The following is a 24743-nucleotide window of genomic DNA, read 5'->3' as shown; positions in this document are numbered from 1 at the left end:
CTTTCTCGAAAGGTGTGCAAGGTATTCAGGCTAAAGGTATTCGTCATGGCGCGCTCGCCGGCTGCACGACCAGCGCTTCGCCCTGGAGCAGCGTCGCTTCCACCTGGTCGCCCACCTTGAGAGAGGCGAGAAGCTTCGGGTCGTTGACGTCGAACTTGCGGATTTCCCTCACGCCACGGAGCGTGAGCTTCCCGGCCTTTCGGTCGATGGCGGTCACGTTCGCAACGGCCTGGATCCTGTGCTTCACCACGACACCGGGCCGGTCGCCGGGTTGTGCCACGTGCACCTGGAGCCAATCGGTACGCTCGCGGATCCCACCGGTCGTCTTTCGAAGGCCGAGCAAGAGTGCCTCGCCTTGCTTCAGGGTCACGCGATCGCCGACTTTGAGTTGATCGAAGTTCTTCACGGCTTCGCTGGCGTGGATGACGGTGTCCGGGCCATCGGGGCGCGACAGCGTGATGTCGCGCGTTGCCGGATCGATGGCGAGGATGGTGGCCGTGCGAGCGCGCACACGCCCCGCAACCGCCTGCGCCTCGCCGGGCTCCCTTCCAATCACGACCTCTTCCTGGCCGGACGCCGGCACCGCCGGCTTGTCCTGCGACCATGCCGGAAGCGCCAGGGTCGTCGCCAACACAGTCACCACCGTCGTCGCTATCGCCATGCCGGAAATGCGCTTGTTCATGAAGAGGAGTCCGGGTGCGTCGGAAAGAACCTAGCTGGGCGACCACGGGCTGACCAACTGCCAAGGCACCGCCTTGTCGCCCTTGTTCTTGTTCCTGCAAAAGATGTAGTCCCCGGCGTTCTGCAGCGATCCGGCCTTGTTTTCGATGCGTGCCATCCTGCACCCCGGGCGCCCCTTGGGGTCTTCCGCAGGCGTAACGCTGCCGCTGTTTTGCGTGCCGGGGCTCGCCCATGTCACGGTGGCGCCGTCCTTTCCGCTCTCGAGCGCGCCGTCGATGGTTTTCGTCATCAGGTCGATGTCGGCCTGCTTGAATCTCGTGATCGGTGTGTCACGGATGGCGTTGTAGCGCTGCAGCGGCTGCGCTCCGGCGACGGTCGTCGCCAGCAGGACCGCGGCAATCGCCAGAAGCCTCAATGTGTGGATACCTTGCATGGTGGTCCTCCTTGTCCTTATTTGAGAAAACGAATTTCACCCGGGTGAACCTCACCCGGCAGCGCGCGAACCCCTTCGAGGCATTGCAGGCTGGATGACGTTGTAGCTCGGCCCGGCAACAAAATCCATTGGGGCATAGCTCCGTCCGGCGGCCGTCGTGCTTCGCCGCAGCCACGCGCCTCATCTTGACGGGCGCCCGCGGAAGCTGGAAATAGACCGAAGGGGCAAGAGTCATTGCCCCTTGGGGCAATGCGCAGAGCGTCACGCATTCACAACAGACGCACGCACATCTCGCAATAGTTCGCTTGGGGGATGGCGTCTCCCGCAAGCCCCGCATTAGGATGAAGCGAGCATCGACACACATCACAGGCAATCAGGGAGGCCCGGGTGAAAACGCGTTTCGACATCGAGTCCATCGTCGCGGCGACGGCGGTCGCCATCATCGTTCCGATGACGGTGCACGCCCAGCCGATTTCCGCGCCCGTACCGGCAGAACAACAAGAAGCTGACTATCGAGTGATTGCCGCACGCTGCGGCACCCCGGCGTTCGAGAAAACCTTCTACAACCAGTCGAGGGCCGCGGTTGCTGCGGGGCTGGTCAACAGGAACCGCCCGCCAGCCGACGTGGAAAAGACAGTCACCGCCCTGCGGCGCAGCCCGTTCGTGCTGGTCGCGGTACAAGCGGACTGCCCGGCCCAGTTGAAGCAGCTGGCCGATCTTCAGAAAAGCCGCAGCGAAGTCATCAGGACTTCAAGAGCACGCAAGGCCGTGGGTAAGTAGATCGTGGATCGGTTCGGCCGCTACAGCTCGCCGTAGACGCTCGCGTCAGGCTCTGCCCGGTCATGCCGCTTGGATGCGCTGCGCAAGCTCAGCACCCAGAGCCGCGCGTGGCGTTGTTCGCGGCTTTCAAATCGCTCTGCAAAGCGCCGGATGGCGGGACGTTCGATCGCAGCGATGGTCATCCAGTCCGTACCGCCGAAAGACGGAGCTTCCCCGCTTCGATCGACGAGCGCCGGCCGCAACGCCATGACCCAGTCGGTGGGGAAGCGCGGATCGCGATCCAACGTTCGCAAGGCAATCTTCGCCGCCATGGGGCTGAGCGCCGAAATCTTCTGGAGATGGAATTCGAGGTCCATGACAACACCCTGCTTTTTTCAGACACAAGACGATACATGTGTATCTGAATCTTACGCAAGGGTGTTAGTCGGGGTTTTCACGCGCTATTGCGAACTCATTCGTTTGTATTCATTGCGCTTCATGGCGAGGTAATCGTCCCGTTCGACTTCGTGAAGCTGCCGGGCATAGCGCTCGGTGCTGTCGAACCAGAGGGCGAGCCGATCCTGCAATTGCGCCCGGGTCGGATGTTCCATGAAGGCATCGATCGCGAGGTAGTAGCGCATGGTGTTGCGCTCCACCACGCCGAGCACGCCGCCCACGTAGGCGTCCTTGCCGGTGGAGGTGAAGCCGACCTTGTCGCTGCCGATCGTCTTGAGATAGCCCTGCATGGCGATGCGCGCCGCGGTGCCGTAGCCATACGAGTAGCCGAGATGCATGAATGTCTTGCCGTCCGGCGTCGGCGTGGCCTCGAGCTCGATCCGATAGTCGCGGGTCGACAGCGGCCCCTTGTCTGCGCCGAGGCCGACACTGAGATAGTCCGCTCCGACCGTGGCGGGTTGCCAGACGAAATCGATGCGCTGGGCCTCGGACAGGGGTTGGTCGAACTTGCGGCCGGCAAAGACCGTCACAGTTTTTATGTCGCTCTTCGAACTCACCGTGCAGCCCTTGGTGTTCAGGTGGAGCATGAGCACTTCGCACCAGACGCCCGGCTGGCTCAACTGAGTGCTCACCTCGCTGAAGGGGTGGTTCAGTACCGCAAAGATGTTGCCGCTCAACTGGCCTGAGGACTCTGCGGATTCGAGCACCAATGGCCGTCCGAAGACGTTCTGCGTGAGTTGGGATTGGACCGCGCCGTATTTCGCCTGGAGGGCTTCGGCGCTGCCGAGCTGTCTTTGGGCCAGCGCGACGGCCGGCAGGAAAAGAATGAAAAGCCAGAGCGCCAATCGGCGGAACATCGAGTGCTTCATGATGAATCGCATTCTTTCCGCGCGGCGGGAGCTCGGCTTGCAGGTGACCCTGCTGACGGAGCGGCAAGCTGCGCGCCGCGCAAAGCGCAGCTTGCCTGTCCCGTCGGGTTATACCGCCATGATCGACACGGCCTTGGTCACCAGGTAGCCTTCCATGGCTTCGGGTCCACCTTCCGAACCATAGCCCGAATCCTTCACGCCGCCAAAAGGCATTTCAGGCGTGGGCGCCGCCGGCTGGTTGATCCACAGCATGCCGAGTTCGAGCCGCTGCGACAACAGGTGCGCGTTCTTGATCGACCTGGTGAAGGCGTAGCCGGCCAGGCCGTAAGGCAGGCGGTTGGCTTCGGTGATCGCCTCTTCGATCGTGTCGAAGCCGCGGATGGCCGCGATGGGGCCGAAAGGTTCGTTGTTGAACACGTCCGACGTCAGTGAAACATCGGTCAGCACCGTGGGCGCGAAGAAGTTGCCCTCCGAGCCGACGCGCTCGCCGCCGGTTGCGACCTTGGCGCCGGTCGCGCGTGCGTCGTCGACCACCTTGGCCATCGCGGTCAGGCGACGGGCGTTGGCCAGCGGGCCGAGCGTGGTGCCTTCGGCGAGGCCGTCGCCCAGCTTCAGGCCCTCGGCGTGCTTGACCATCGCTTGAGCGAATTCATCGCGGATGCTGTTGTGCACCAGGAAGCGGGTCGGCGAGATGCAGACCTGCCCGGCGTTGCGGAACTTCGCGGCACCCGCGGACTTGACCGCCAGCACCACATCGGCGTCTTCGGCCACGATCACCGGCGCATGTCCGCCCAGTTCCATCGTGGCGCGCTTCATGTGCGCGCCAGCCAGCGCTGCAAGCTGCTTGCCCACCGGTGTCGAACCCGTGAAGGTCACCTTGCGGATGATCGGATGCGGAATGAGATAGCTCGAAATCTCCGCCGGATCGCCGAACACCAGCCCGACGGTGCCCTTGGGCACGCCGGCATCGACGAAAGCCTGCAGCAGCGCAGCGGGCGATGCGGGCGTTTCTTCAGGCGCCTTGACCAGGAACGAGCAGCCACTGGCCAGTGCGGCACCGAGCTTGCGAACGATCTGGTTGATGGGGAAATTCCAGGGCGTAAAGGCGGCGACTGGCCCGATCGGCTCCTTGAGCACCAACTGCTGCGCGGCGAGGTTGCGCGAGGGCACGATGCGGCCATAGACACGCCGGCCTTCGTCCGCGAACCACTCGATGATGTCGGCGCCGGCGAGCACTTCACCGCGGGCTTCGACGAAGGGCTTGCCCTGCTCTTGCGTGAGCACGCGGGCGATGTCGGCGGCGCGTTCGCGCACCAGCGCGGCTGCCTTGCGCATGGTGGCCGCCCGCTCGTTCGCCGGGATCTTGCGCCAGGCTTCGAAGCCGCGCTGCGCCGAGTCGAGCGCACGATCCAGGTCGGCGATGCCCGCATGGGCGACCTTGCCGATGGTCTTGCCGGTTGCAGGATTGACGACGTTCAGAGTCTTGCCGCTGGCGGCGTCGCACCACTCGTTGTCGATGAGCAGGCGCGTGTCGGGATAGCTGGAAGTGGTCATGCTGGGTCCTTGAATCCGTGAAAGAGGAAAGAGGGGTGTGTCGATTCGTGCGGGACGAATGCGACGAAGGCCGTGTGCCGGATGGGCATGGGCGCAGCACCGATCCTAGCGCCCTTTGAAGCCAGTCCGTGCGGCATGGGCACTGGGGGCGGCATCCTTCAAGGCTGCTTCTTGTCCTTGGCCTCGACCATCCCGACCGGCCGCGGCGTCATCGAATCCGCGATGTCGACCCAGCCGCCGCCCATCGCCTGGTAGACGTTCACCACCTGCGTGTAGCGGTCGGTCGTCAACGATGCGAGCGTGAGTTCGGCCGCAAAGAGTTCGGTGTCGGCAACGAGCACTTCAAGGTAGCCGATGAGGCCGCTTTCGAATTTGAGTCTCGAGAGCCGGGCGAACTCACGCAGTTGAACCACGCGCTCGCGCTGGAAGCCTACGCCTTCGATCGTCTTCTGCGTGCCGATGAGCGCGTCATTGGTGTCGCGGAAGGCATTGAGGATGGCGGACTGATAAACCAACTCAGCCTGCGTCTTCTGCGCTTCGGCCGATTGCACCTGCCCCTGGATGGCGCCGAAAGTGAAGATCGGACCGGCCACCCCCGCCGCCGCTTGCCACGCGGTCGCAGGGCCCGTAAGGAAGCTGCCGGCGGCGGTGCTGGTCGAGCCGAACGCGCCCGTCAGCGAAATGGTCGGGTAATAAAGCGCCCGCGCCGCGCCGATGCTGGCGTTCGCGGCCACGAGGTTTTGCTCGGCCGCGAGGATGTCCGGCCGGCGTTCGAGCAATGCCGATGGGAGGTCGGCCGGGATGAGCGGCGCCGCGAGTTCGTCGATGGTCTTGCCGCGCGGAATCGGACCCGGATCACGCCCGAGCAAGATCGAGATGCGGCCCTCGACCGCCGCGATCTGCTGTTCGATGACGGGGATCGACGCCAGCGCCTGCTGGTACTGCGAGCGCACCTGCGAGACTTCGGTCTTCGACACGATGCCGGACTTGAAGCGAAGATCGAAGATGCGCGCCGTTTCGCCGAAATTGCTGGCCGTCGCCATGGCGATTTCGCGCTGGCGGTCGAGGCCGCGCAGCGCGAAGTAGCTGGTCGCGACACCCGTCACGAGCGTGAGGACAACGCCGCGCTGTGCCTGCTCGCTGGCATAGACCTGCGCCTGGGCGGCTTCGCTCAGGCGCCGCACCCGCCCGAAGAGATCGACCTGCCAGGTGGCACCGAGCGCTGCCTGGTAGAGCGAGAAATAGGGATCGGCGGGCTCCGGTATCGGCGGCTGGCCCACGCGGCTTGCACGCGATCGGCTGGCGCCGCCACTGTAGGCAAGCTGCGGATAGGCTTGCGACTTGGCCGAACCAAGGGTGCCGATGAACTGGTCCACGCGCGCGGCGGCGACACGAACGTCGAGATTGCCCCGCAGCGCGGATTCGATCAACTCGTTGAGCACCGGATCGCCGAACTGCTCCCACCATTTGGTGTTGGCAACATCGGCGGCCTTCGGGTAGTCGATCCGCCATGCCGCGGGTGCCTGCACTTCAGGGCGAACGTAGTTGGGTCCGACGGTGCAGCCGGCGACGACAACGGAGAGGGCAGCCAGCGCTGCCAGCGCAAACGTCTTCATGGGGCTTTCCTCGCTCGAATGTTCAGCAGGGAGATCGATATCGTTTGAAGCATCAGGAGAGCATCCAGATGAAGAGCAGCGTGACCACGAGCAACGCGATGCACGCGATGGGCCAGCGCCGCAGGAAGCTGTCTGCGCGCTCGAAGCCCGCGCCGGTTGCGAAGCTCGCGCCCTTCAGGCCGCCCAGCGCAATGCCGATGTCGCCAGCAGGAATGCGCGGAAGAAGCTGCCTCGATCGGTCCAGCACGACAGCAAGCGCAGCGCCCACGAGCACCGGCCACAGCGCTGACCACAACGCAACGGGCGCGAGGGCCTTGGGCAGTTCGTCGACCGGAAACTGGAGGTACAGCACCCACGGCACCACGAGAGAAGCCAATGCCATCGCGAGCCATGCGCCAGTCAGCACCCATGGGGCGCGTGCGTCCGCGTCCGGCGCCGTGTTGCCGCTCAAGCAACGCAGGAAGTGGATCATGAGCAGCGTCGACGCAATCGACGACACGACCGCCACGCTGCCGGCCAGGCCATCGCCAAGCAGATCCTTGGCCGCGTACTTGGCGAGCGAGCCGCCCGTCAGCGGCAGACCACCCAGACCCAGCGCGATCACCGCGGCTGGAACCAACATGGGCCACAAATGCCGCCGCCCCGTGAGACCGATCACGCCCACCGCGAGGAACAAGCCGCCCTTCACCAGCAGATGGTGCGCAGCGTAGAAGGCAGCGGCCATCGCCGTGCTGCCGTCGCCCGCAGCCAGGCCCATGCCGATGACGGCCACGACGAAGCCCATCTGGCTCACACTCGAATAGGCAAGCACTGTCTTGGGCCGCGTCTGCGTGATGCCGATGAGCACGCCATACAAAGCGCCAATCCATCCGACCGTGGCGAGCGGATAGCCGAAGTCGGGCAGCGCGGCATCCAGCGGCAGGAAACGCACCATCGCGATGACGCTCGCCTTGACCACCGCGCCGCTCATCACCGCGGCGGCCGGGATCGGCGCCGCACCGTAGGCCAGCGGCATCCAGAAATGAATCGGCACGAGGCCCGCCTTCATGCCGAGCCCGATGAGCAGCAATGTCAGCGTGAGGTCGCGCGTCGGTGAAGTGGGTAGCGCCGCAACGGCATCGCTGATCAGCAGGCTGTCGCCGGGTGTCGAATTCGCCATCAGGATGAGGCCGGCCAGCAGGAAGGCTTCGGCCAGGAGTGCCAGCCCCAGGTAGAGCGCTCCCGCGCGCAACGCATCGGGTCCTTTGCCCTGAAGCACGAGTCCGCTGGCCCCAACGCTCAGCACCGCGAGCAGGAAATAGAAACTGATGAGATCCGCCGCCAGGAACACCCCGACGCAGCCGGTCAGTGCCATCAGCCAGCAGACGATGAATCCGTCAGGCTCGGCCCTGTCGCGCAGAAAGCGTGCGGCATAGGCGCCGGCCACGATCCACAGCAGCGCTGCGACCCCGAGCAGCATGGCGCCGGGCGCATCGACAGCGAAGCTGAGCGAGAACGCTGCGTTGCCCATGACGAAGCTCGTTCCGTCGTTGTCGAACAGCGCGGCCAGCAGCGCCGGGACCGGCGCAAACACGAACAGGAGCGGCAGGCGGCGGCGCAGCGGCTTCCAGGCGCTCGCGATCAACAGCAGGAGCGGCACACCCATCGCGAGCGGCACCATCACCTGCACGCCCAGCAGGATCGCGAGGAAGGTGACCGAGCCGATGATCATCGCGCCCCCACGGCGCCGATCGCGCCAATCGGCGACAGCCCGGGCCGGCCGATCTGCGCCACGTCGACCGGACACATCGCCGAGAGACCCAGCAGGAACGAGCAAAGGGCCACCACCAGCACGGCGACTTGCTGGTAGCGCGGCACCAGCTTCTTCGGCATCCAACCGGCGTCCGCGGGCGCCATCGCACGAACGACCACCATGAACACATACGCGCTTGTCAGAAGCCCGCCGACGAGCATGACAAGCACCCACCACCATTGCGCCGTCGCGATGGCCGCGGAAAGGAGCAGCCACTTGGCAAGGAAGCCACCGGACGGCGGAAGCCCGATCAACGATGCGCCACCGAGTGCGAAAGCGGTCAGCGTCATTGGCAATGCACGTCCGATGCCGCGGAGGTCCGCCATGCGGTCGTGGCCGAGAGTGGAATAGATCAACCCCGCCGCCAGGAACATCGCGGCCTTCGCCGTCGCATGGGAGATGGCCTGGAGCATGCCGCCGGACACGGCCGAAGCGCTGTCGATCTGCGCAGCCTCCAGCCCGGCGACGAGGGGAAACATCAGGAACAAGTAGCCGATCTGCGCGACTGTCGAATAGGCGATCAGCAGCTTCAGCCGGGCCTGGCGCAGCGCCACGACATTGCCGACCAGGATCGCCGCGGCACCCAGTGTCGCGAGCAGTTGCGTCGACGGCAGCGTCACGACACCGGCAAAGACGTCGAGCCACAGGCGAACCACCAGAAACCACGCGCCCTTGATCACCAGCGCGGAAAGCACGGCGCTGGCCGCCGCGGGCGCGCCGGCATGCGCGGGCGGCAACCACAGGTGCAGCGGGAAGAGCGCGGTCTTGGCGATCAGCCCGACTGTCATCAACGCGGCCGCGGCCCACGCGATGGGCTCGGGCTGGATGCGCGATGCCAGGAGCGCAATGTCCAGCGTGCCGTAGGCGCCGTAGAGCAGAAACGCGCCCAGCAGATAGAACATTGAACCCAGGAGTGCAAACAGCAAATAGCGCAGCGCCGCTTGCAACGTCTCGCCGCGTCCGTCGAGGCTGACCAGCGGAACGCCCGCAAAGGTCAGCAGTTCAAGCGCGACATAGAGGGTGAACACATCGCCGCTGACGAAGACGAGATTGAGCGAGCCCCAGACGGCGAGCAGCAGCAACCAGAACATGAACGGCGCGCGTGCCTCCTTCGCGCCGGACGGCGTGCCGAAATCGCCGCGCGCGTAGATGCCGATGACGCCGATGACCACCGCCACAGCAACCAGCATCACCACCGAGAGGCCGTCGGCGCGCAGAGCGACGCCGAGCGGCGGGCTCCACCCGCCCAGCGGATACACCAGCGCACCGCCCGATTCCACCAGCGCATCGGCGATGGCGATCGCAATGCCCAGTCCGATGAGGAGCGTCGCCATCGTCACCCGTTGCGCATTGCGCCCGCCGAGCACGAGTCCGAGCAGCACGCCGACAAAGGGCACGAGCACTGCCAGCACGAGCAACAGGCCGGCGGGCGTGGTCGGGTCGATTGCGGGGGAAACCTGCACCTAGTGGGCTCCGTGGGCGTCCGGCCCGCCGGGCTCGGGATCCTCGACGGTCAGTGTTGCCGACCCCGTCTCCTCGAACAGGCGCAGCAGCAAGGCCACGGCCAGCGCCGAAGCGGCGAAGGCCACGACGATCGCCGTGATGAGCAGGGCCTGCGGCACCGGATCGCCACCCATCCCCGCGCCTGCACCGCGGCGCGCGATCACCGCGCACACCAGGAAGATGCCATTGCCGATGAGGTTGAAGGACAGGATCTTGCGCAACGGCTGCGGACTCACGATCAATCCGTAGAGCCCGAGCCCGACGAGCACCGCGGCGCAAAGTCCGAAGAGCGTCGCCGCGCTCATTTCGGCTCCGCCCGTTGCGGTGCGCCCGCCAACAGCAAGCCCAGCGTGAGCGCGAGTGACGGCAGCAGCGCGAACTCGATCACGAGGATCCATGGCTTGGCATGGCCTTCTGGATAGCCGAGGAACGCACCGGCAGCGCCAACGCCCGCCAAGCCGATGAGGATGAACACCACCGGCCCCACGGACAGCCCGATCCGCAGCGATCTGCTACCCACCGGTGGCGCGTCGACCAGGCCGGCCATCATCACCAGCAACCACATTGCGGCGAGGATGGTCGCACCTTGGAACTTGCCGCCCGGGTTGTCCGCGCCGACCCACAGGATGTAGACCGCGATGACGATGCCGATCGGCGGCAGCACGCGCGCGAAGTACGCCAGGATGCCGTTGGGATCGGAGGCAGGCACCGGCCCGGGCCGGCCGCCCCATGCGCGGTCGGGCGCGAGCGACCACACGCCGACCAGCGCGAACAGCAGCACGACAGCTTCCAGCAGCGTGTCCATCGCGCGAAACGACAGCAGAACGGCGGTGATCGGGTTGCCCACGCCTGTCGATGCGATGTTGTCCGCGACTTCCTGCGCGAGCGTGGGCGCCGGCTCGGGCAGCAGCAGCACGCAAGCGGCGATCGCGGCGGCTACTGCAATGGAGACGATCGCGGCCACGACACGCGTCAACACCCCAGGCTGTCGTGCGGCGGACTGTGCTTCGCTCGCGCGCAGACGCGCCGCCGCACCGACGAGCAGCGCGCCCGTGAGGCCAGCGCCGATCGCTGCCTCCGTCATCGCGACGTCGACCGCCGACAACCGCAGCCACACCGAGGTCAGCAGCAATCCGTACGGAATGAAACCGGCGACCGCTGAAAACGTGTCGCGCACAAAGACGGTCCACGTCGCGAGTCCGAGAAAGAGCAGCACCAGCGCGATGTTCAATGTCAGGCTCATGGCGGCACCTGTCGCGATTCGGCCGTCCGCGGAGCGCCGCTTTGTTCGCTGCGTTGAATCGCTCGCGCGATCAGCTGCGACGACACCGCCGACGCCAGCAGGACGAGGAACCAGATGAGGATCAGCTTGAATCCGAGCAGCGCACTGCCCACTTGCGGAAGCAAGCCCAGCACCACAAGGCCCAAGCCCAGGTTGTCGGCCTTGGTCAGCGCATGCAGGCGCGTGTATGAATCTGGAAAGCGCACCAGTCCGACCGTGCCGGCAAAGAAGAAGAAAGCGCCGACCGAAATGGCAACGACGGTGAAGATGTCGGCGACGATGCTCAAGGCTTGTCCCCCGCAGCGGCCCTTGCATCTGCGTGCGACTGCGCATCCGCATCCGCATCCGCATCCGCGTCCACAAGCACGGACCCCGCCTTCACGAACGCGATGGCACTGAAGGCAGCCAGGATCGACAGCGTCAGCACCACGTTGACGACATCCTCGATGTCGTGCAACGCACCCAGCAACAGCAGCGCCGCGATGCCGCCTGTGCCGAAGAGTTGCGCCGCCATCATGCGGTCGGCATTGCCCGGGCCGCGAAGGACGCACACCAGCCCGGCCGCCACCATCAGGAAGACGAAGGCGCAAGCGCCGAGAAGGAAGTCATCCATGGCTCTCCCCCGTCACAAGGGCATCCGTGAGAAGTTCTTCTTCCTCGGCCATCTGCTGTGCGAGGGGCTGCGTGACGTCCAGGCAATGGAAGACGATCGCGAAATCGGATTCTCCGACAGGCACGGACCCCGGCATGAGGCTCATGATGGAAGCGAATTCGTTTCGCGCCAGACCGGGCGGGAAGCTCACCGGGCAGTCCACGAACCCCGGCTTGAGCGGCATGCGTGGGTCAAGTGCGCGGCGCGCCACGTCGACGCCCGCGACCACCGACTGCCAGAGAAAGTGCGGAATGAAGACAAGCAGCGAGCGAAAGCGCACGTGCCCGGCCTCGCGCGGCAGAAGCCGCACGCTCGTCCAGGTTGCCGCAATGGTGGCGACCAGTCCGATGGCGAGATCGCCCGGCTTCGCGCTCGGCATCAGCACCACCCACATCGCGAGGAACATCATGCCGCGCTCCAATGCCGCGCGCGCCAGCGTCGGCGTGCGGGCCTCGATGCGATCAGGTGAATCGGGAGTCACGCAAAGCCTCCGGCGATCAGGCGGTCTCGGCAATGGGGTTCGCGGGCTCGGCGGGCTCGTCCAGTGGCGTCGGCTTTTCCTTGCCGAATACCGCCACGTACACCGTCGGCAGGAACACCAGCGTCAGCAGCGTCGCCACCAGCAGGCCGCCCATGATGGCAAAGGCCATCGAACCCCAGAACACAGTCGGCGCGATCGGTATGAGGCCCAGCACGGTCGAGATCGAAGTCAGCATCATCGGCCGCAATCGCGAGGTGCCCGCGGCGACCACGGCGTCGTAGACGCTCTGCCCCTCGGAGCGGTAAGTCTCGATCTGCACGATGAGAATCACGGCGTTCTTCGCGATCATGCCGATCAGCGCCAGGATGCCCAGGATCGCGACAAAGCCCAGCGGGCGGTTGAAGATCAGCAGTGTGATGACCACGCCGATGAGCCCCAGCGGCATGATGCAGACCACCATCGCCAAGCGCCGGAAGCTCACCAGCAAGAGCATCATGCTCACGAGCATGAGCACGATCATCAAGGGCACCACGGCAAACACCGATGCGCTCGACGCGGCGCTTTCCTCGAAGAGGCCGCCGGTCTCCACCCTGTAGCCCCTCGGCAGCTTCGCGTTGAATTCCTTGATCCGCGGCGCCAGCGTTTCGACCACGGTGTCAGGCAACACGCCGTGCAGGACGTCCGCGCGCACGGTGAGCGTCGGCACACGGTCGCGCCGCCAGATGAGCGGCAACTCTTGCTCTTCGGTGAAGGTGGCGAACTGGCTCAGAGGCACCATCCGGCCCGTGGGCGTCGGCACCTGCAGCGAACTCAAGGTCTGGAAGGACACCCGCTGTTCATCCGTCGCGCGGGCCACCACGTTGACGAGGTAGATGTCATCGCGCACCTGCGTCACGGCCGATCCGGTGATCGCTGCGTTGAGGATGCCCGACAAGGTCGCGGTGCTGACACCGAGCTGCCGCGCCTCGTCCTGATTGATGCGCACCTTGACTTGGCGCGCCGGCTCCATCCAGTCGAAGTTGACGTGCCGAACACGCGCGTCGGACCCGAGGATTTCGGCGAACTCGAGCGCGTGCTTGCGCACCTCGTTCTGGTCGGGGCCGCTCACCCGGTATTGCAGGGGCCATCCCACCGGCGGGCCGAGTTCGAGCGGCGACACGCGAGCGACCACGTCGGGAAACTGCTCCGCCAGCGCCTTCTCCAGCTTGTTCTGGAGCCTGTCGCGCGCGTCGATGTCCTTGGCGACCACCACGAACTGCGCGAAGAAGGGGTTGGCCAACTGCACGTTGAGCGTGAGGATGAAGCGGACGGCACCACGCCCGACGTAGGTGCTGAAGTGGTCCACGTCCGGATCGTCCTTGAGCAGCGCCTCGAAGCGTTCGGCTTGCGCCTCGGTCGCATGAATCGACGCGTTCTGCCGCAAGGTCATGTCGATGGTCAGCTCGGGCCGGTCCGATGCCGGAAAGAACTGCTGCGGTACCAGGCGAAGCAGAAAGATGGTGGCCACGAAAGCTGCCAGCGTGACCGCGATGGTGATCCACCTCGCGCGAATCGCTGCCTCAAGGAAGCGCCCGTAGAGCACCAGCATCTTGCCCGGCTTGGCCGGCGCGGTGTCCCGCTTGGGAGCCTTGAGGATCGCCTTGCCCACCAGCGGCGAAAAGATCACGGCACCGAGCCACGACACCAGAAGCGCAATGGCGACGACCGCAAAGATCGAGAACGTGTATTCGCCCGCCGAGCTCCGCGCAAAGCCGATCGGCACGAAGCTCGATATGGAGACCAGCGTGCCGACCAGCATCGGCGCTGCGAGAGTCTTGTACGCGAAGGTCGCGGCCTGGTCCTTGGTGTCGCCCGCGGCGAGCCGGTTGATCATCGCGTCCACCGTGGTCATCGCATCGTCCACCAACAGCGTCAGCGCAATGATCAGCGCCCCCAGCGAGACCCGGTGCAGGTCGATGTGCAGGAGATCCATGATTGCGAACACGACCGCCAGCGTCAGCGGAATCGACAACGCAACCACCGCGCCGGGCCGCACGCCCAGGCTCACGAAGCTGCACACCAGAATGATGATGATCGCCTGCCACAAGGAGGCCATGAAGTCGTTGATCGCGACGTCGACCGTCACGGCCTGGTCGGCAACCAGCGTCGGCTCGATGCCGTGCGGCAGGTTGGCCGTGATGTCGTCCATCTCGTGCTTGATGTTGCGTCCGAGCGCGAGGATGTCGCCCGCGTCGCGCATCGCGATGGCCAGGCCGATCGCGGGCTTGCCGTTGACCCTGAACATCGGCTGCGGCGGATCGACGAAGCCGCGCCGCACGGTGGCGATGTCTCCCAGCCGGATCATGCGATTGCCGAGCACGAGATTGACGGCCTCGATGTCGCGCTCGGAGTCAAAGGAGCCGGTCACGCGCACGAAGACGCGCTCCTGCTCGGTCTGGATGGTGCCGGCCGGCCGGATCACGTTCTGCGCCTGCAGCGCGTTGACGATCGTTGGATAGTCGAGCCGCAGCCCGGCGAGGCGTTCGGTCGAGAACTCGATGTAGATCTGCTCGTCCTGCGCACCGAGCACTTCGATCTTGGAGACGTCCGGAACCTGGAGCAAACGCGATCGCGCCGCTTCGACGTAGTCGCGCAGTTCGCGGAACGTAAAGCCATCGGCCGTGAACGCGTAGATGATCCCGAAGGTGCTGCCGAAGTCGTCGTTGAAGAAAGGGCCCACCACGCCCGAGGGCAGCGTCTGCCGCATGTCGCCGATGTTCCTGCGCACCTGGTACCAGACGTCCGGCACCTCGGCGGGCGGCGTCGACTGCTTCAGGTCGACGAAGATCGTCGTCTGGCCAGCGACCGTGTAGCTGCGGATGCGGTCGAGGTGGTTGGTCTCCTGCAGCGTGCGTTCGAGCCGCTCGGTGACCTGCTTGATGGTTTCATCGACAGACGCGCCCGGCCAACCGGCGGCCACGACCATCGTGCGAAAAGTGAATGCCGGATCTTCGCCGCGGCCGAGGCGAAGGAACGACAGCGTTCCGGCCACGACCGCGATGATCATCAGGAACAGCACCAGCGAGCGCTTGGAAAGCGCCCACTCCGACAGATTCGGGCCGATCACTGCGTGGCCTCGAGCATGCGGACCTGCTGCCCCGGCCGCAGTGCCTGCACGCCCGCGGTGACGACGAGGTCGCCCGGCGACAGGCCGGACGTGACCTGGACGCGCGCCGCGTCATAAGCGCGGACCTCGATCGGGCGCGCCGAGACGGTGCCGGTCTTCGAGTCCACCACCCACACCGAAGCGCTCTTGCCGGAACGATTCAAGGCCGATGCAGGGATATCGATCGCCGGTGCCGTGTCGAGCTTCATGCGCCCGGTGACCGTCGAGCCCAGCCGCATCGCCGCAGGCGGGTTGACGAGCCGGACTCTGACACTGAAAGTGCCCGTCACGGGATCGGCACGCGGCGACACTTCGCGCACCTGGCCTGTGGCCGTGGTGCTCGGGTCGCTGGTCAGCCAAACTGTGATGGAGGGATTCGAAGGCGCACTGTTCTTCACCGCCGCAGGCACGTCGAAGACCGCGTCGCGTGCGCCTTCCCGCGCGACCTGGACGACCATCCGGCCTGCTTGCACCACTTCGCCGGGCTCCGGGCCCCGGGCTGTCACCACGCCCGCGACATCGGCACTGAGGCGTGTGTAGTTCACCCTGTTCTGCGCCAGCGTCACTTGCGATTGCGCCGTCTCGACTTGCGACTGCGTGACCTTGAACAACGCATCGGCCTGGTCGAAAGAGGCGCGTGACACCGCGTTTTCCTTGAGCAAATCGCGCAGTCGCCCCTGTTGGGTACGGGCTTCGACGTTCTGCGCCTGCGCTGCCGCCAACTGCGAGCGCGCCGCCTGCAGGGCTGTTTCCTCGTTCAGCGGATCGAGGCGTGCCAGAAGCTGACCGGGCTTGACGAGATCACCGACCTCGACCCGGCGCTCGATGAGCCTTCCGTCGATGCGGAACGACTGGTTGATCTCGGTCTGCGCCTGGACGCTGCCCGTCAGGGTGACCGTGTCGCCTGCGACCCGCGTCTCTATCTTCATCACGCGCACTGGCCGGATCTCCGGGGCTGGCGCCTCCTCGGCGCGCTTGCACGCGGACAACAGGAGCAATGCGGTGAGTGAGAGGAACGTCGTCGTTCCAGGGATGCGACCAAGGTCTTGAAATGCGAATTTCGCTGGCACGAGGTGACGTCCTATGGATGCGGTTGAGACCGACAACTGCAGGCGGACCTGCGAGTGCTTGAGTCAGCATCCGGGGCACTCGAATGTTTGTCAAGTCGACACAAGGCAGCTAGAAGCTCTTGCGCACGTTGATCCAGTATTCGGTCGAGCTGTAGTTGAAGCCGATCGAGTTGCTCTGGTCGCGGATCCAGAGAATCTCCGGCCGCAGCGACCAACTCGGCGCGAAGTCCCAGACCAGATAAGCGCCGACTTCGTACAGGTTGTCGCGGCGACGCAGGAGCACGGTGTTGTCGAGCGTGTCCGGGTGAAAGTGCTCGATGTTGTCGGCATTGAACTGATCTCGCTCCCACCACAGGAATGTGCCCCAAGCGAGCTTGCTGCTGACGGTGAAGTCCAGCGCCACGGTCGCACCGAAGACGTCCGAATCGCCGTCGGGCCGGCTCGTTGCGTAGTTGCGGCCTGCGTGCCCGGTCACCGACAGACTTCCGTCTCCCTCCATGAACGAGCGGACCCAGCCCGCGGAAACGAGCGCGGTGGTGCGGCTCAAGTCGCGCAAAGGACCTTCCGGGTAACGCCGCCGGCGGATGTCCGCCCCGACGTTGAACTGATTGTCCGGGTCGTAGCGCATGCGGTAGTTGGTGTAGATGGACACATCGTTGCGGTAGTCGCCATCGCCGCGATAGCTGGTGCGGCCCCTGAAGCCGGCGGCGAGATTGTTTTCGCCGAAGGACTTGCTGCCGGCCAGGTTCCACCGCAGGTCGGAGTCGTTCCTGCTGTTGGAGTTGTCGTAGTTGCGGTAGCGATAGTCCAGCGTGCCGTCGACCGAATAGCCCTTGTCCAGGGCGTAGTTCACACCGCCGCCCGCCCGCGCGTTGAAGAAGGTGTCACGGCGGTCGCCGCCGCCGAGCGCGTTGGTGCCCACGGTGTTGTTCACGCGGTATTGGCCGACGCCCGTCTCCGCATAGCCGAAGTGCGTCAGCGCCTCGTTCTGGTCGAGCGACTGCCGTGCCGCCTGGTCATAGATCTGGACTTGCGAGAGAACATCTTGCGGCACGTTGTCGAAACGCAGCACGGTCTCGAATTCGATCTTCGCTTCCGCATAGCGCCCAAGCATTGAATAGGCGCGGCCCAAGCCAAGATGCGCCGCCGGAAAGTCGGGGCGCGTTGCCAGGCTGCGCTCGAAAAGCACCTTCGCCCTCTCGCCCTGCTGCAGGCCAAGTGCGGCGCGGCCAAGCAGATACCCGACATCGGCATCGCCCGCAGCAGCGGCTTCGAAGGGCGCGAGCAGGTCATAGGCCTCCTGGTACCTGGCCTCGCCCACGAGCTGCCGAGCGCGTGCAACGTCCGGATCGGCCGCGAACGCGGCGCTCGCGAACAGCACGGCGATGGAAGCCACCCATATCCGGCAGGCAAGGCGCCACGGTGGATGCGCGTTGCCGCGACCCTCGGCACGAAACTCGGTCATGGTCGAACGTCTCCTCCAGCGAACCTCTTCGCGGGTGGAGGGCATTTAACACGTCGTATACATCATGCGCAACGTGAACGGTCGCGGGGCCGAAAGGCGCGGATGCTAGGGCTTGCCGTTGCGCGACAGCAGTACCGCGAAAGGCCGCGTCCCCGAAAACTCCGAGAAGATGATCGTCATCATGGCCGTGATCGGCACGGCAAGAAACGCACCGGGAACACCCCAGAGTGCCACCCAAACCGCGAGGCTGACCAGTATGGCAAAGGGGCTCAGATTGAGCGAGCTTCCCATGACGATCGGGTCGAGGAAGTTGCCGATCACGAACTGGATGACAGTGAGCCACAGTGCAATTGAGACGACGTCGCCCGTCGCGCCGAACTGTGCCATTGCCATGGCGCTCGGCAACAGGATGCTCAGGACCGAACCGACGTAAGGCACGAAGTTGAGCAGCACGATCGTGACGGCCCAGAACGGCGCGAACTCCAGTCCCTTGTACCGCATGACCACCCAGCTCAGCGCGCCCAGCAGCACGCCGAGGAAAGTCTTGAGCGCCAGATAAGCGCCGACCCGCGCGTTGATGTCCGAGATGACCTGCTTGATGCGCAGCGCATGCTGCGGACTGCGGGCGATCCCGGCGATCTTCGCGTCCAGATGGGTCCGCTCGACCAGCAGAAAACAGGCATAGAGCGCCACCACGCCCACGCTCGCGAAGAGCGAGGACACCGACGACAGCGCGGAGCCCACGACTCTTTGAAGGCTCACCTGCGCGAGGAAGTCCCGTCGCAGCGTAGTCCACGTGGGTTCCCCCTCGAAGCGCAGGAACACGGCCACTTTCTGGACCCCGGCGAGGAGCGACTCCTGATAGCGCGGTGCCTGGGCGATCACGCTGTCTTTGCTCGCGAGGATCGTGTAGACCACCATGCACAGGCCGAAAGTGATGATCAGCACCGACAGGAGTGAAACGGCCGTCTGCGGCAGCACGCGCCCCAGCAGGGGGATTCTGCTGATGAGCCTTGAAAGCCCAAGGACCACGTAGACGACGAAGACGCTGAACATGATCGGGACGAACACATCCCGGCCGATGTAGAACACCCAACCGATCATCAACGCAATGGCTGTGCCATACACGAACGTTTGGAACCGGTGGTTCATCTTGAATGCAACTCCGTGGAATGGATCGGAAACGACGGCGCGCCGATCTTATGCGGCCCGCGATCCATCCCGCCACCCCAACGCAAACGCGGCAAAGCTGCTTCTTTGCTTCTTGCTAGACCCAGATCTGCAGCACGTAGTCGAAAGGTGCCTGTCCGTTGAACAGGTCCACGCGCTGCAGTGCAATGCGCAGCGCACCGCCCGCATCGCGCACCAGCGTGTGCCGGTAGGTGCCGCCGAAGTGCCGGATGGTGTCGCGCCGCAACTCCATCATCTGGAAGCGCGAGCGCACCTGGATCGTCGCGCCGTCAACGGATTCGAGCGCGACATTGCCGACGACATGACTCGTCTCCCACATCGGCGCCTGCGACCACGCATTGGGGTGCGACACGCGACCCTTGCGAATTTCCATCATCAGCTTGTCTTCGGCAAAGATCGATGGCGAGCCTTCCCAATCGGTTTGCTCCGGCGATGCAGGCATCCAGTAGACGCCGCGGTCGTCGAACAGGTCCATCCATGCCTGCCAGTGCTTGCCATCCAGCAGCTCGGATTGCAGGTAGAGCAACTGCTCGACCTCTCGCTGCAGTTCAACGCTCGCGCCGGTAGCGGTGAGGAGACCCGCGCGCGGCAAAGCGGCGGCGTTGTTATTCGAAGGCATGCGCGGCGAATGATCCGGCGCGATCACTTGGGCGCCGGTGTGCGCTTCCCCTGCGGTCGCCTCGATCACGACCTCCTGTGCGAGAAGGTGCTCGAAGTCGGGGCCGGCGTTGGGAATGGCTGGGTCTCGTGTGCCCTGTGGGCGCTGTGTGCTCATGGCGTACTCCTGCGCTATGCGGCCAGCATATAGGCCGACCATGCACGAAACTGGCTGCGCATTACCGCTTCTGACGTACCGTGGTTGGAGTAGGTCACGCCGCCCTCCTCCCGGTCATCGCCGAAATAGCGATGAAAGCTGACCCAGTCACCGCCGTTCGATCCCAGTCCCCATTGGCCTTTCGTCCAGTTCTCGAGATCATCGGCATTGATCATCGTGGCGGGCGAATTCACGAGGTTGTAGTACCAGAGGCTGCGGCGGTAGATGGCTTCCGGCGCGCCCTTGAGGCGGAAGTGCCAGATCTCCGACAGCGTCTTGTCCGCCGAGATCGGCCGCAGGCATCGCAACTGCTGCAGCGGCGATTGCACCGACAGGTAGGGATAGATCAGCACATGATGAATGCTGCGGGAAAGGTATTCCTCGGTGCGTTGTTCACCATAGGCTTGCTTGAGCAGCGCCTCGTATTCGAGCGTGTCCGGGTCCTGGGGACGCAATCCCATGTAGGCCTTGAGAATGCCGTGCCCATGCGGGAAGTTGATGGTCTGCACCGAATTCCACTGGTCGAAGCTCGACGCGAAGGTCGACAGGTAGTGGTAGTAAAGCGGCGCGGAACCCCGCTCGGCCTTGAGGCGCTTCTCGACCCTGCCGGCGGCGATGCCGGTCGACTGGTGCGTCACGGACGGGTGCAGCGCGTCGAGCTGGTTCTCCATGAAGAACTTCCAGTTCGATTGCTGGATCACGCGATGGCAGATCGGCACGACCTCCACCTCGCCCACGGGCGAGCGGTCGCACATGTCGTCGAAGGCAATTCGTGCTTCGCCAAGAAAATCGACCAGCGATGGCCCTTCGCCGACCAGACTCGCAAAGACGAAGCCGCGGTAGCTGTCGACGCGGGCTGCGCGCTTCACGCTGCAATCGGGGTTGTCGCGGGTCATGCGCGTGCCCTCGTAGCCCTGCGCCAATGGAATGGCACGCACCTTGCCGTCAAGATGAAAACTCCACGCATGGTACGAACAGACAAAGCTGCTGCCGGTGTTGCCCTTGAGGTTGCCCACCAGTTGAACGCCGCGGTGAGGGCATCGGTTGTAGAGCACCTGCACCGAGCCGTCGGCCTGGCGGACCATGATCATCGGCTGACGGCCGATCGTCACGGCGTAGTAGTCGCCCGGATTCGGCACCTGCGACACATGGCCGCAGTAGACCCAGATGCGTTCCCAGATCTTCTCCATTTCGGCATTGAAGATCTCCGGGTCGGTGTAGACGGTCTTGTGGACCCGGTCGGGTTCGACCAGCGAATTGAGGTTCATCATCGGCTTCCCTTCATTCTTGGGGCGAGGATCGCCGCACCATGACTTTGGCTTGCGCGCGGCTTCCTGGGCGCAGTTTGCTCCCGGCCGAGGGAAGGAAGGTCTCAGATTTACCCGCACGACCTGTTTGTCCAGTGGCCCCGAACCTGCGATGCTCGGCGATCATTCCGGCAATGTGGCGCAGACCCTTCTAGGAGCCTCCATGGCATCGGCATCGCTTGCACTGTTCGACTCCGTGACCGCCGCGCTGAGCTCGAGCTTGTCGACCCCGGCGGGCATCATCGCCGTCTGCTCGGCCGCTGTCGCGGGGGCGCTGGTGATCGTCAGTTCGTTCGTCAAGACGATGATCCCGCTGCGCTGCCTGGCGGTCGGCGGCAACCTGGGCTTCCTGATCTACGGCGCGCTGCATCCTTCGCTGATCATGGTGCTGCTGCACGGCACGCTGCTGCCCATCAACATCTATCGGACGGCGGAGATGGTGCGCCTGACGCGCCGTGTGCGAGCGGCGTCCGAGTCGAGCGACCTGTCCGGCGTGTGGCTTCGACCCTACATGCGCAAACAGCGCCTGAAGGCGCATGAGGTGCTGTTCCGCAAGGGCGACGCGGCGACTCACCTGTATTTTCTTGCCGAGGGCCGCATCGATTTCGTCGAGATCGGCGAGACGATGGAACCCGGCCGGTTGTTTGGCGAGATCGCCTTCTTTGCGCCGAACAAGCGCCGCACCCTCACCGCGCGCTGCGCCACGGATTGCCTCGTGCTGCGGATCGACGAGACGACGTTCAGGCAGCTGTACTACCAGAACCCGGCGTTCGGCTTCGAGGTTGTGACGATGGTCGCCGGACGGCTGCTGGCCGATCGGCAGCGGCTGGAGGAACGGCTCGCCGCCGCTCCCCCCGCTGCCTGATGCTTCAGCCCCAGTTCTCCAGCTGGTGGTGCCGGGTCGTCGACAGCTGACGCCTTTGGTGCGGTGCTTGCGGACTTCTTCGGGCAACGTACCGGGGAGTTGGAGCAGGCGTTGACTCTTCGAACAGTGCGCGCATAAGCAAGAGCGCGTCCTTAGATGTCCAGCTAACTTGAATGGACAGCATGGTCTCCGGATTGGCCTCTGTCTCAAGGCGGGGAGACTGGCCGATCACGCCGCGACTCATAAACGTTCAGATTGACTCCACCACTTTGCCCCACTTAGAAGTCGAGTTAGGAGGCTCGCCCCGAGCCCCCCCGGCCAAATTGGCGAAGCGGAGACGCGTATGAATCAAGTGTTTTGTTCCATCTGGGATGAGGTCTCTCAAACGTGCGTCGCCGTCAGCGAGCGGACCACTGCCCGCGGCAAGTCCAAGAGCGCGCAACGCGCAGTGCGCTCGAGGCGGTCCATCGCAGTCGCCGCGATCGTGCTTTCGCCCATGTTCATATCTCAGGCGTTTGCGCAATGCAGTCTGTCGGCAACAGGTGGGACGATTGGTAGCCCTGTCAATTACGGATGCACTGTGACGGGCGCGGGCAGCACAGTCACCGTTCTGGGCTCGGGAATATACGAGGGATGGCTGAATTTCACCGGAATCGATTCCTCTTTGATCATCTATTCAGGAGGGCAATTCATCGCCTCCGATACTGTTCCGGGAAACGTGACCTTTAGTGTTATCACTGCCGGTGGATCCGGTTGGAGCCTTACCAATGAAGGGACGATTTCGGAGGCACTCGAAAACGGTTGGGACCTCGTCGGGATCCGCACGGCCGGGAACTACTCTCTCGTTAACAACGGTTCCATCATTACGACTTCGCTAACTGCTGGATCAAGCGCGATCGAAAGTGTCGCGGCCGGTACCAATGTTCAGCTTATGAACAACGGAAACATATCTGCCAATGCGAGCGCAGCCGTCAACCTCGCAGGCGGAGGCACATTCACCATCGATAACCGGCCCTCAGGCACGATCGCGTCATCCGTGGTGCCGGCCATCGAGGTGGGAGCCGGCGTTCTGAATCTCACGAATGAAGGCGCTATCCAGAACTTGTCCGGCGGCGCCGCGATCAACAGCAGCGGAGTCAACACGGTCCGCAACAGCGGCACGATCTCCGGAGGCGGAGGCGTCAGCGGGGCGGCGATCACCTTCGGCGGCAACGCGGACACGCTCATTCTGGAGCCTACCTCCGTGATCACAGGCTATGTCGATGCGGGCGCAGGTACAGACACGTTGGCGCTGGCAGGGGCTGGGAACGGCAGCTTCGATCTCGGCGCCGTGGGGCCGACACAGCAGTACCGCGCCATCGAGAACTTCGAGAAGCGGGAAGCGGGCACCTGGACACTCACTGGAAGCAGCAGTTCCCAAGCGCAGAACTGGCGGGTGTTGCAAGGAACACTGCAACTCGCAAGCGGCGCATCGTTGCAGCAGGGCAGCGCGATCGAGAGCGCGTCCGATGCCACAGGCCTCGTGACGATTCGGATCTCGGGCGCGCTGGTAGGCACCGGAGTAGGCGTCACCTTGTCGAGCCCGTTCAATGCAAACTCGCTGATTCTGGACTCAGGTGCAACCTTCGGAAGCCGCACGTTGCTCCAGACGGATGGGGCGACCTATCTGACAGGCCCTACACCGTTCCCCAACAACGTGGCGATCACGGGCGGGGTTCTTCTGGTGGGTGATGGCGGCGTCGGCACCGGCGGCTACATCAGTGGCAACGTTGCCAACGACGCCGTCCTGGGATTCGACCATAGCGACGACATCACCTATTCCGGAACTATCAGCGGCAGCGGGTTTGTCGCGCACCAGGGCACTGGCACATTGACGCTCGTCGGCAACAACACCTATACCGGTGGCACGACGATCTTGGCGGGCACCCTGCAACTGGGCACCGTCAGTGGCCTCACCGGCTCGATTGCGGGCGACGTCACGAATAACGGCACGCTGGCTTTGGGTCACGGAGGTCCCTGGACTCTCCCAGGGGCGATCAGCGGCACCGGGACCGTCACGCAGATCGGCTTCGGCACCACTACGCTGACGGGCGACAGCACCTACACGGGTGGCACGACGATCAACGCCGGTACCCTGCAGATGGGGAATGGGGGCGCCACCGGTAGCATCGTCGGGAATGTTACGGACAACGGCACGCTGTCGTTCAACCGCAGCGATGCCTCGACTTTTGCGGGCATGATCACGGGCACCGGCGCAGTCAACCAGATCGGCGCAGGGACGACGACGCTGACGGCCGACAACACCTACACCGGCGGCACGACGATCTCGGCGGGCGCACTGCAGCTGGGCAATGGCGGCACCAGCGGTTCAATCGTTGGCGATGTGGTGGACAACGGCACGCTGGCATTTAACCGCAGCGATGCGCTGACCTTCGCGGGCACGATCACCGGCAGTGGTTCGCTCACGCAGGCCGGCACGGGAACGACCACGCTGACCGGCACCGGCTCTTCAGTAGGCAGCGTGAACGTCGCGGTCGGCACTCTCGATCTGGCGCACGCCGGCGCCTTCACGACCACGGGCGCCTACACGACGGCCGCGGGTGCGACCACGCAGATCGCCGCCGATTCCAGTCTGTCCGTAGGTGGTGCATTCACGCAAGCGGCCACCAGCACGCTCGATGTCGCGCTCGGTAGCGCGCAGCCCGTCATCTCGGCGGCGACGGCTGATCTGGGCGGCACGCTCAACATCACCGGCTTCGGTGCGAGCGCGCCGACCTCGGCCAGTGCGCTGATCGGCACACAGACCAA

Annotated in this window: 22 protein-coding genes and 1 pseudogene; 4 read left to right on the top strand and 19 right to left on the bottom strand. The window is 64.7% G+C overall.

Translation table 11 applies throughout. The annotated features are described in order from the left end of the window. Positions 1-43: 43 nt before the first annotated feature. Positions 44-682 carry a hypothetical protein gene (locus AC1DMA_RS19130; RefSeq protein WP_478145218.1) on the bottom strand — a complete coding sequence of 213 codons (639 nt, stop codon included), beginning with the start codon at positions 680-682 and terminating at the stop codon, positions 44-46. Between the two features lie 30 nt (positions 683-712). Continuing rightward, the gene (locus AC1DMA_RS19125; protein ID WP_478145217.1) at positions 713-1114 is read right to left on the bottom strand and encodes a hypothetical protein; all 402 of its coding nucleotides are present in this window, start codon (positions 1112-1114) and stop codon (positions 713-715) included. A gap of 387 nt (positions 1115-1501) precedes the next feature. Between AC1DMA_RS19125 and AC1DMA_RS19120 the strand changes: the two genes are divergently transcribed. Beyond that, positions 1502-1894 (top strand): hypothetical protein, encoded by a 393-nt coding sequence (locus tag AC1DMA_RS19120; protein WP_478145216.1) that lies wholly within the window; start codon positions 1502-1504, stop codon positions 1892-1894. A gap of 20 nt (positions 1895-1914) precedes the next feature. Here AC1DMA_RS19120 and AC1DMA_RS19115 read toward each other — a convergent pair whose 3' ends face one another. The 17 genes from AC1DMA_RS19115 to AC1DMA_RS19035 form a co-directional block, all read right to left on the bottom strand. Further along, the gene (locus tag AC1DMA_RS19115; RefSeq protein WP_478128864.1) at positions 1915-2250 is read right to left on the bottom strand and encodes a hypothetical protein; all 336 of its coding nucleotides are present in this window, start codon (positions 2248-2250) and stop codon (positions 1915-1917) included. An 84-nt stretch (positions 2251-2334) separates the two neighbouring features. Further along, positions 2335-3198 carry a hypothetical protein gene (locus AC1DMA_RS19110; RefSeq protein WP_478128863.1) on the bottom strand — a complete coding sequence of 288 codons (864 nt, stop codon included), beginning with the start codon at positions 3196-3198 and terminating at the stop codon, positions 2335-2337. A gap of 108 nt (positions 3199-3306) precedes the next feature. Continuing rightward, entirely contained in the window at positions 3307-4752 is a 1446-nt protein-coding gene (locus AC1DMA_RS19105) for an NAD-dependent succinate-semialdehyde dehydrogenase (RefSeq protein ID WP_478145215.1), read from the bottom strand. 158 nt (positions 4753-4910) lie between these two features. Then, positions 4911-6368, bottom strand: a complete 1458-nt coding sequence (locus AC1DMA_RS19100) for an efflux transporter outer membrane subunit (RefSeq protein WP_478145214.1) — start codon at positions 6366-6368, stop codon at positions 4911-4913. A gap of 52 nt (positions 6369-6420) precedes the next feature. Next, a complete protein-coding gene (locus AC1DMA_RS19095; protein WP_478145213.1) occupies positions 6421-8079 on the bottom strand; it encodes a proton-conducting transporter transmembrane domain-containing protein in 1659 nt (552 codons plus the stop codon). Next, positions 8076-9623: a complex I subunit 5 family protein gene (locus tag AC1DMA_RS19090; RefSeq protein ID WP_478145212.1), complete on the bottom strand. Its 1548-nt coding sequence runs from the start codon at positions 9621-9623 to the stop codon at positions 8076-8078. Before AC1DMA_RS19090 ends, AC1DMA_RS19095 begins: the two co-directional genes overlap by 4 nt. Next, positions 9624-9968, bottom strand: a complete 345-nt coding sequence (locus AC1DMA_RS19085; protein WP_478145211.1) for an NADH-quinone oxidoreductase subunit K — start codon at positions 9966-9968, stop codon at positions 9624-9626. After that, positions 9965-10906: a hydrogenase subunit MbhD domain-containing protein gene (locus AC1DMA_RS19080; RefSeq protein WP_478145210.1), complete on the bottom strand. Its 942-nt coding sequence runs from the start codon at positions 10904-10906 to the stop codon at positions 9965-9967. Before AC1DMA_RS19080 ends, AC1DMA_RS19085 begins: the two co-directional genes overlap by 4 nt. Continuing rightward, positions 10903-11232: a monovalent cation/H(+) antiporter subunit G gene (gene mnhG / locus AC1DMA_RS19075; protein WP_478145209.1), complete on the bottom strand. Its 330-nt coding sequence runs from the start codon at positions 11230-11232 to the stop codon at positions 10903-10905. Before mnhG ends, AC1DMA_RS19080 begins: the two co-directional genes overlap by 4 nt. Continuing rightward, positions 11229-11558, bottom strand: a complete 330-nt coding sequence (locus tag AC1DMA_RS19070) for an MrpF/PhaF family protein (RefSeq protein ID WP_478128855.1) — start codon at positions 11556-11558, stop codon at positions 11229-11231. Before AC1DMA_RS19070 ends, mnhG begins: the two co-directional genes overlap by 4 nt. Continuing rightward, entirely contained in the window at positions 11551-12078 is a 528-nt protein-coding gene (locus AC1DMA_RS19065; RefSeq protein WP_478128854.1) for a Na+/H+ antiporter subunit E, read from the bottom strand. The genes AC1DMA_RS19070 and AC1DMA_RS19065 overlap by 8 nt, the downstream gene beginning before the upstream one ends. Positions 12079-12094: 16 nt before the next feature. After that, entirely contained in the window at positions 12095-15184 is a 3090-nt protein-coding gene (locus AC1DMA_RS19060; protein ID WP_478145208.1) for an efflux RND transporter permease subunit, read from the bottom strand. Continuing rightward, a complete protein-coding gene (locus tag AC1DMA_RS19055; RefSeq protein ID WP_478145207.1) occupies positions 15181-16293 on the bottom strand; it encodes an efflux RND transporter periplasmic adaptor subunit in 1113 nt (370 codons plus the stop codon). The genes AC1DMA_RS19060 and AC1DMA_RS19055 overlap by 4 nt, the downstream gene beginning before the upstream one ends. A gap of 109 nt (positions 16294-16402) precedes the next feature. Beyond that, positions 16403-17758, bottom strand: coding sequence for a tetratricopeptide repeat protein (locus AC1DMA_RS19050; RefSeq protein WP_478145206.1), 1356 nt, complete (start codon positions 17756-17758; stop codon positions 16403-16405). A 105-nt stretch (positions 17759-17863) separates the two neighbouring features. Beyond that, positions 17864-18910 (bottom strand): AI-2E family transporter, encoded by a 1047-nt coding sequence (locus AC1DMA_RS19045; RefSeq protein WP_478145205.1) that lies wholly within the window; start codon positions 18908-18910, stop codon positions 17864-17866. 115 nt (positions 18911-19025) lie between these two features. Then, the gene (locus AC1DMA_RS19040; RefSeq protein WP_478145204.1) at positions 19026-19724 is read right to left on the bottom strand and encodes an aromatic-ring-hydroxylating dioxygenase subunit beta; all 699 of its coding nucleotides are present in this window, start codon (positions 19722-19724) and stop codon (positions 19026-19028) included. A 14-nt stretch (positions 19725-19738) separates the two neighbouring features. After that, positions 19739-21034: an aromatic ring-hydroxylating oxygenase subunit alpha gene (locus tag AC1DMA_RS19035; RefSeq protein WP_478145203.1), complete on the bottom strand. Its 1296-nt coding sequence runs from the start codon at positions 21032-21034 to the stop codon at positions 19739-19741. Positions 21035-21266: 232 nt separating this feature from the next. Between AC1DMA_RS19035 and AC1DMA_RS19030 the strand changes: the two genes are divergently transcribed. The 3 genes and pseudogenes from AC1DMA_RS19030 to AC1DMA_RS19020 all read left to right on the top strand — a co-directional run. After that, on the top strand, positions 21267-21935 hold the full coding sequence (locus tag AC1DMA_RS19030; RefSeq protein ID WP_478145202.1) for a Crp/Fnr family transcriptional regulator: 669 nt from the start codon (positions 21267-21269) through the stop codon (positions 21933-21935). Between the two features lie 343 nt (positions 21936-22278). Beyond that, positions 22279-22407, top strand: a pseudogene (locus AC1DMA_RS19025) (ESPR-type extended signal peptide-containing protein); the annotation flags it as partial. Positions 22408-22866: 459 nt separating this feature from the next. Then, on the top strand, positions 22867-24743 hold a 1877-nt coding region (locus AC1DMA_RS19020; protein ID WP_478145394.1), incomplete at its 3' end, for an autotransporter-associated beta strand repeat-containing protein.

Source organism: Variovorax sp. 05N34, from assembly GCF_056397405.1.
This window is presented reverse-complemented; position numbering and strand designations above follow the sequence as displayed.

Coding starts and splice junctions, on each gene's coding strand:
- AC1DMA_RS19050 (WP_478145206.1), bottom strand. CDS start 17,758: ATGACCGAGTTTCGTGCCGAGGGTCGCGGCAACGCGCATCCACCGTGG.
- AC1DMA_RS19115 (WP_478128864.1), bottom strand. CDS start 2,250: ATGGACCTCGAATTCCATCTCCAGAAGATTTCGGCGCTCAGCCCCATG.
- AC1DMA_RS19040 (WP_478145204.1), bottom strand. CDS start 19,724: ATGAGCACACAGCGCCCACAGGGCACACGAGACCCAGCCATTCCCAAC.
- AC1DMA_RS19095 (WP_478145213.1), bottom strand. CDS start 8,079: ATGATCATCGGCTCGGTCACCTTCCTCGCGATCCTGCTGGGCGTGCAG.
- AC1DMA_RS19070 (WP_478128855.1), bottom strand. CDS start 11,558: ATGGATGACTTCCTTCTCGGCGCTTGCGCCTTCGTCTTCCTGATGGTG.
- AC1DMA_RS19085 (WP_478145211.1), bottom strand. CDS start 9,968: ATGAGCGCGGCGACGCTCTTCGGACTTTGCGCCGCGGTGCTCGTCGGG.
- AC1DMA_RS19130 (WP_478145218.1), bottom strand. CDS start 682: ATGAACAAGCGCATTTCCGGCATGGCGATAGCGACGACGGTGGTGACT.
- AC1DMA_RS19045 (WP_478145205.1), bottom strand. CDS start 18,910: ATGAACCACCGGTTCCAAACGTTCGTGTATGGCACAGCCATTGCGTTG.
- AC1DMA_RS19100 (WP_478145214.1), bottom strand. CDS start 6,368: ATGAAGACGTTTGCGCTGGCAGCGCTGGCTGCCCTCTCCGTTGTCGTC.
- AC1DMA_RS19110 (WP_478128863.1), bottom strand. CDS start 3,198: ATGAAGCACTCGATGTTCCGCCGATTGGCGCTCTGGCTTTTCATTCTT.
- AC1DMA_RS19105 (WP_478145215.1), bottom strand. CDS start 4,752: ATGACCACTTCCAGCTATCCCGACACGCGCCTGCTCATCGACAACGAG.
- AC1DMA_RS19035 (WP_478145203.1), bottom strand. CDS start 21,034: ATGATGAACCTCAATTCGCTGGTCGAACCCGACCGGGTCCACAAGACC.
- AC1DMA_RS19125 (WP_478145217.1), bottom strand. CDS start 1,114: ATGCAAGGTATCCACACATTGAGGCTTCTGGCGATTGCCGCGGTCCTG.
- AC1DMA_RS19080 (WP_478145210.1), bottom strand. CDS start 10,906: ATGAGCCTGACATTGAACATCGCGCTGGTGCTGCTCTTTCTCGGACTC.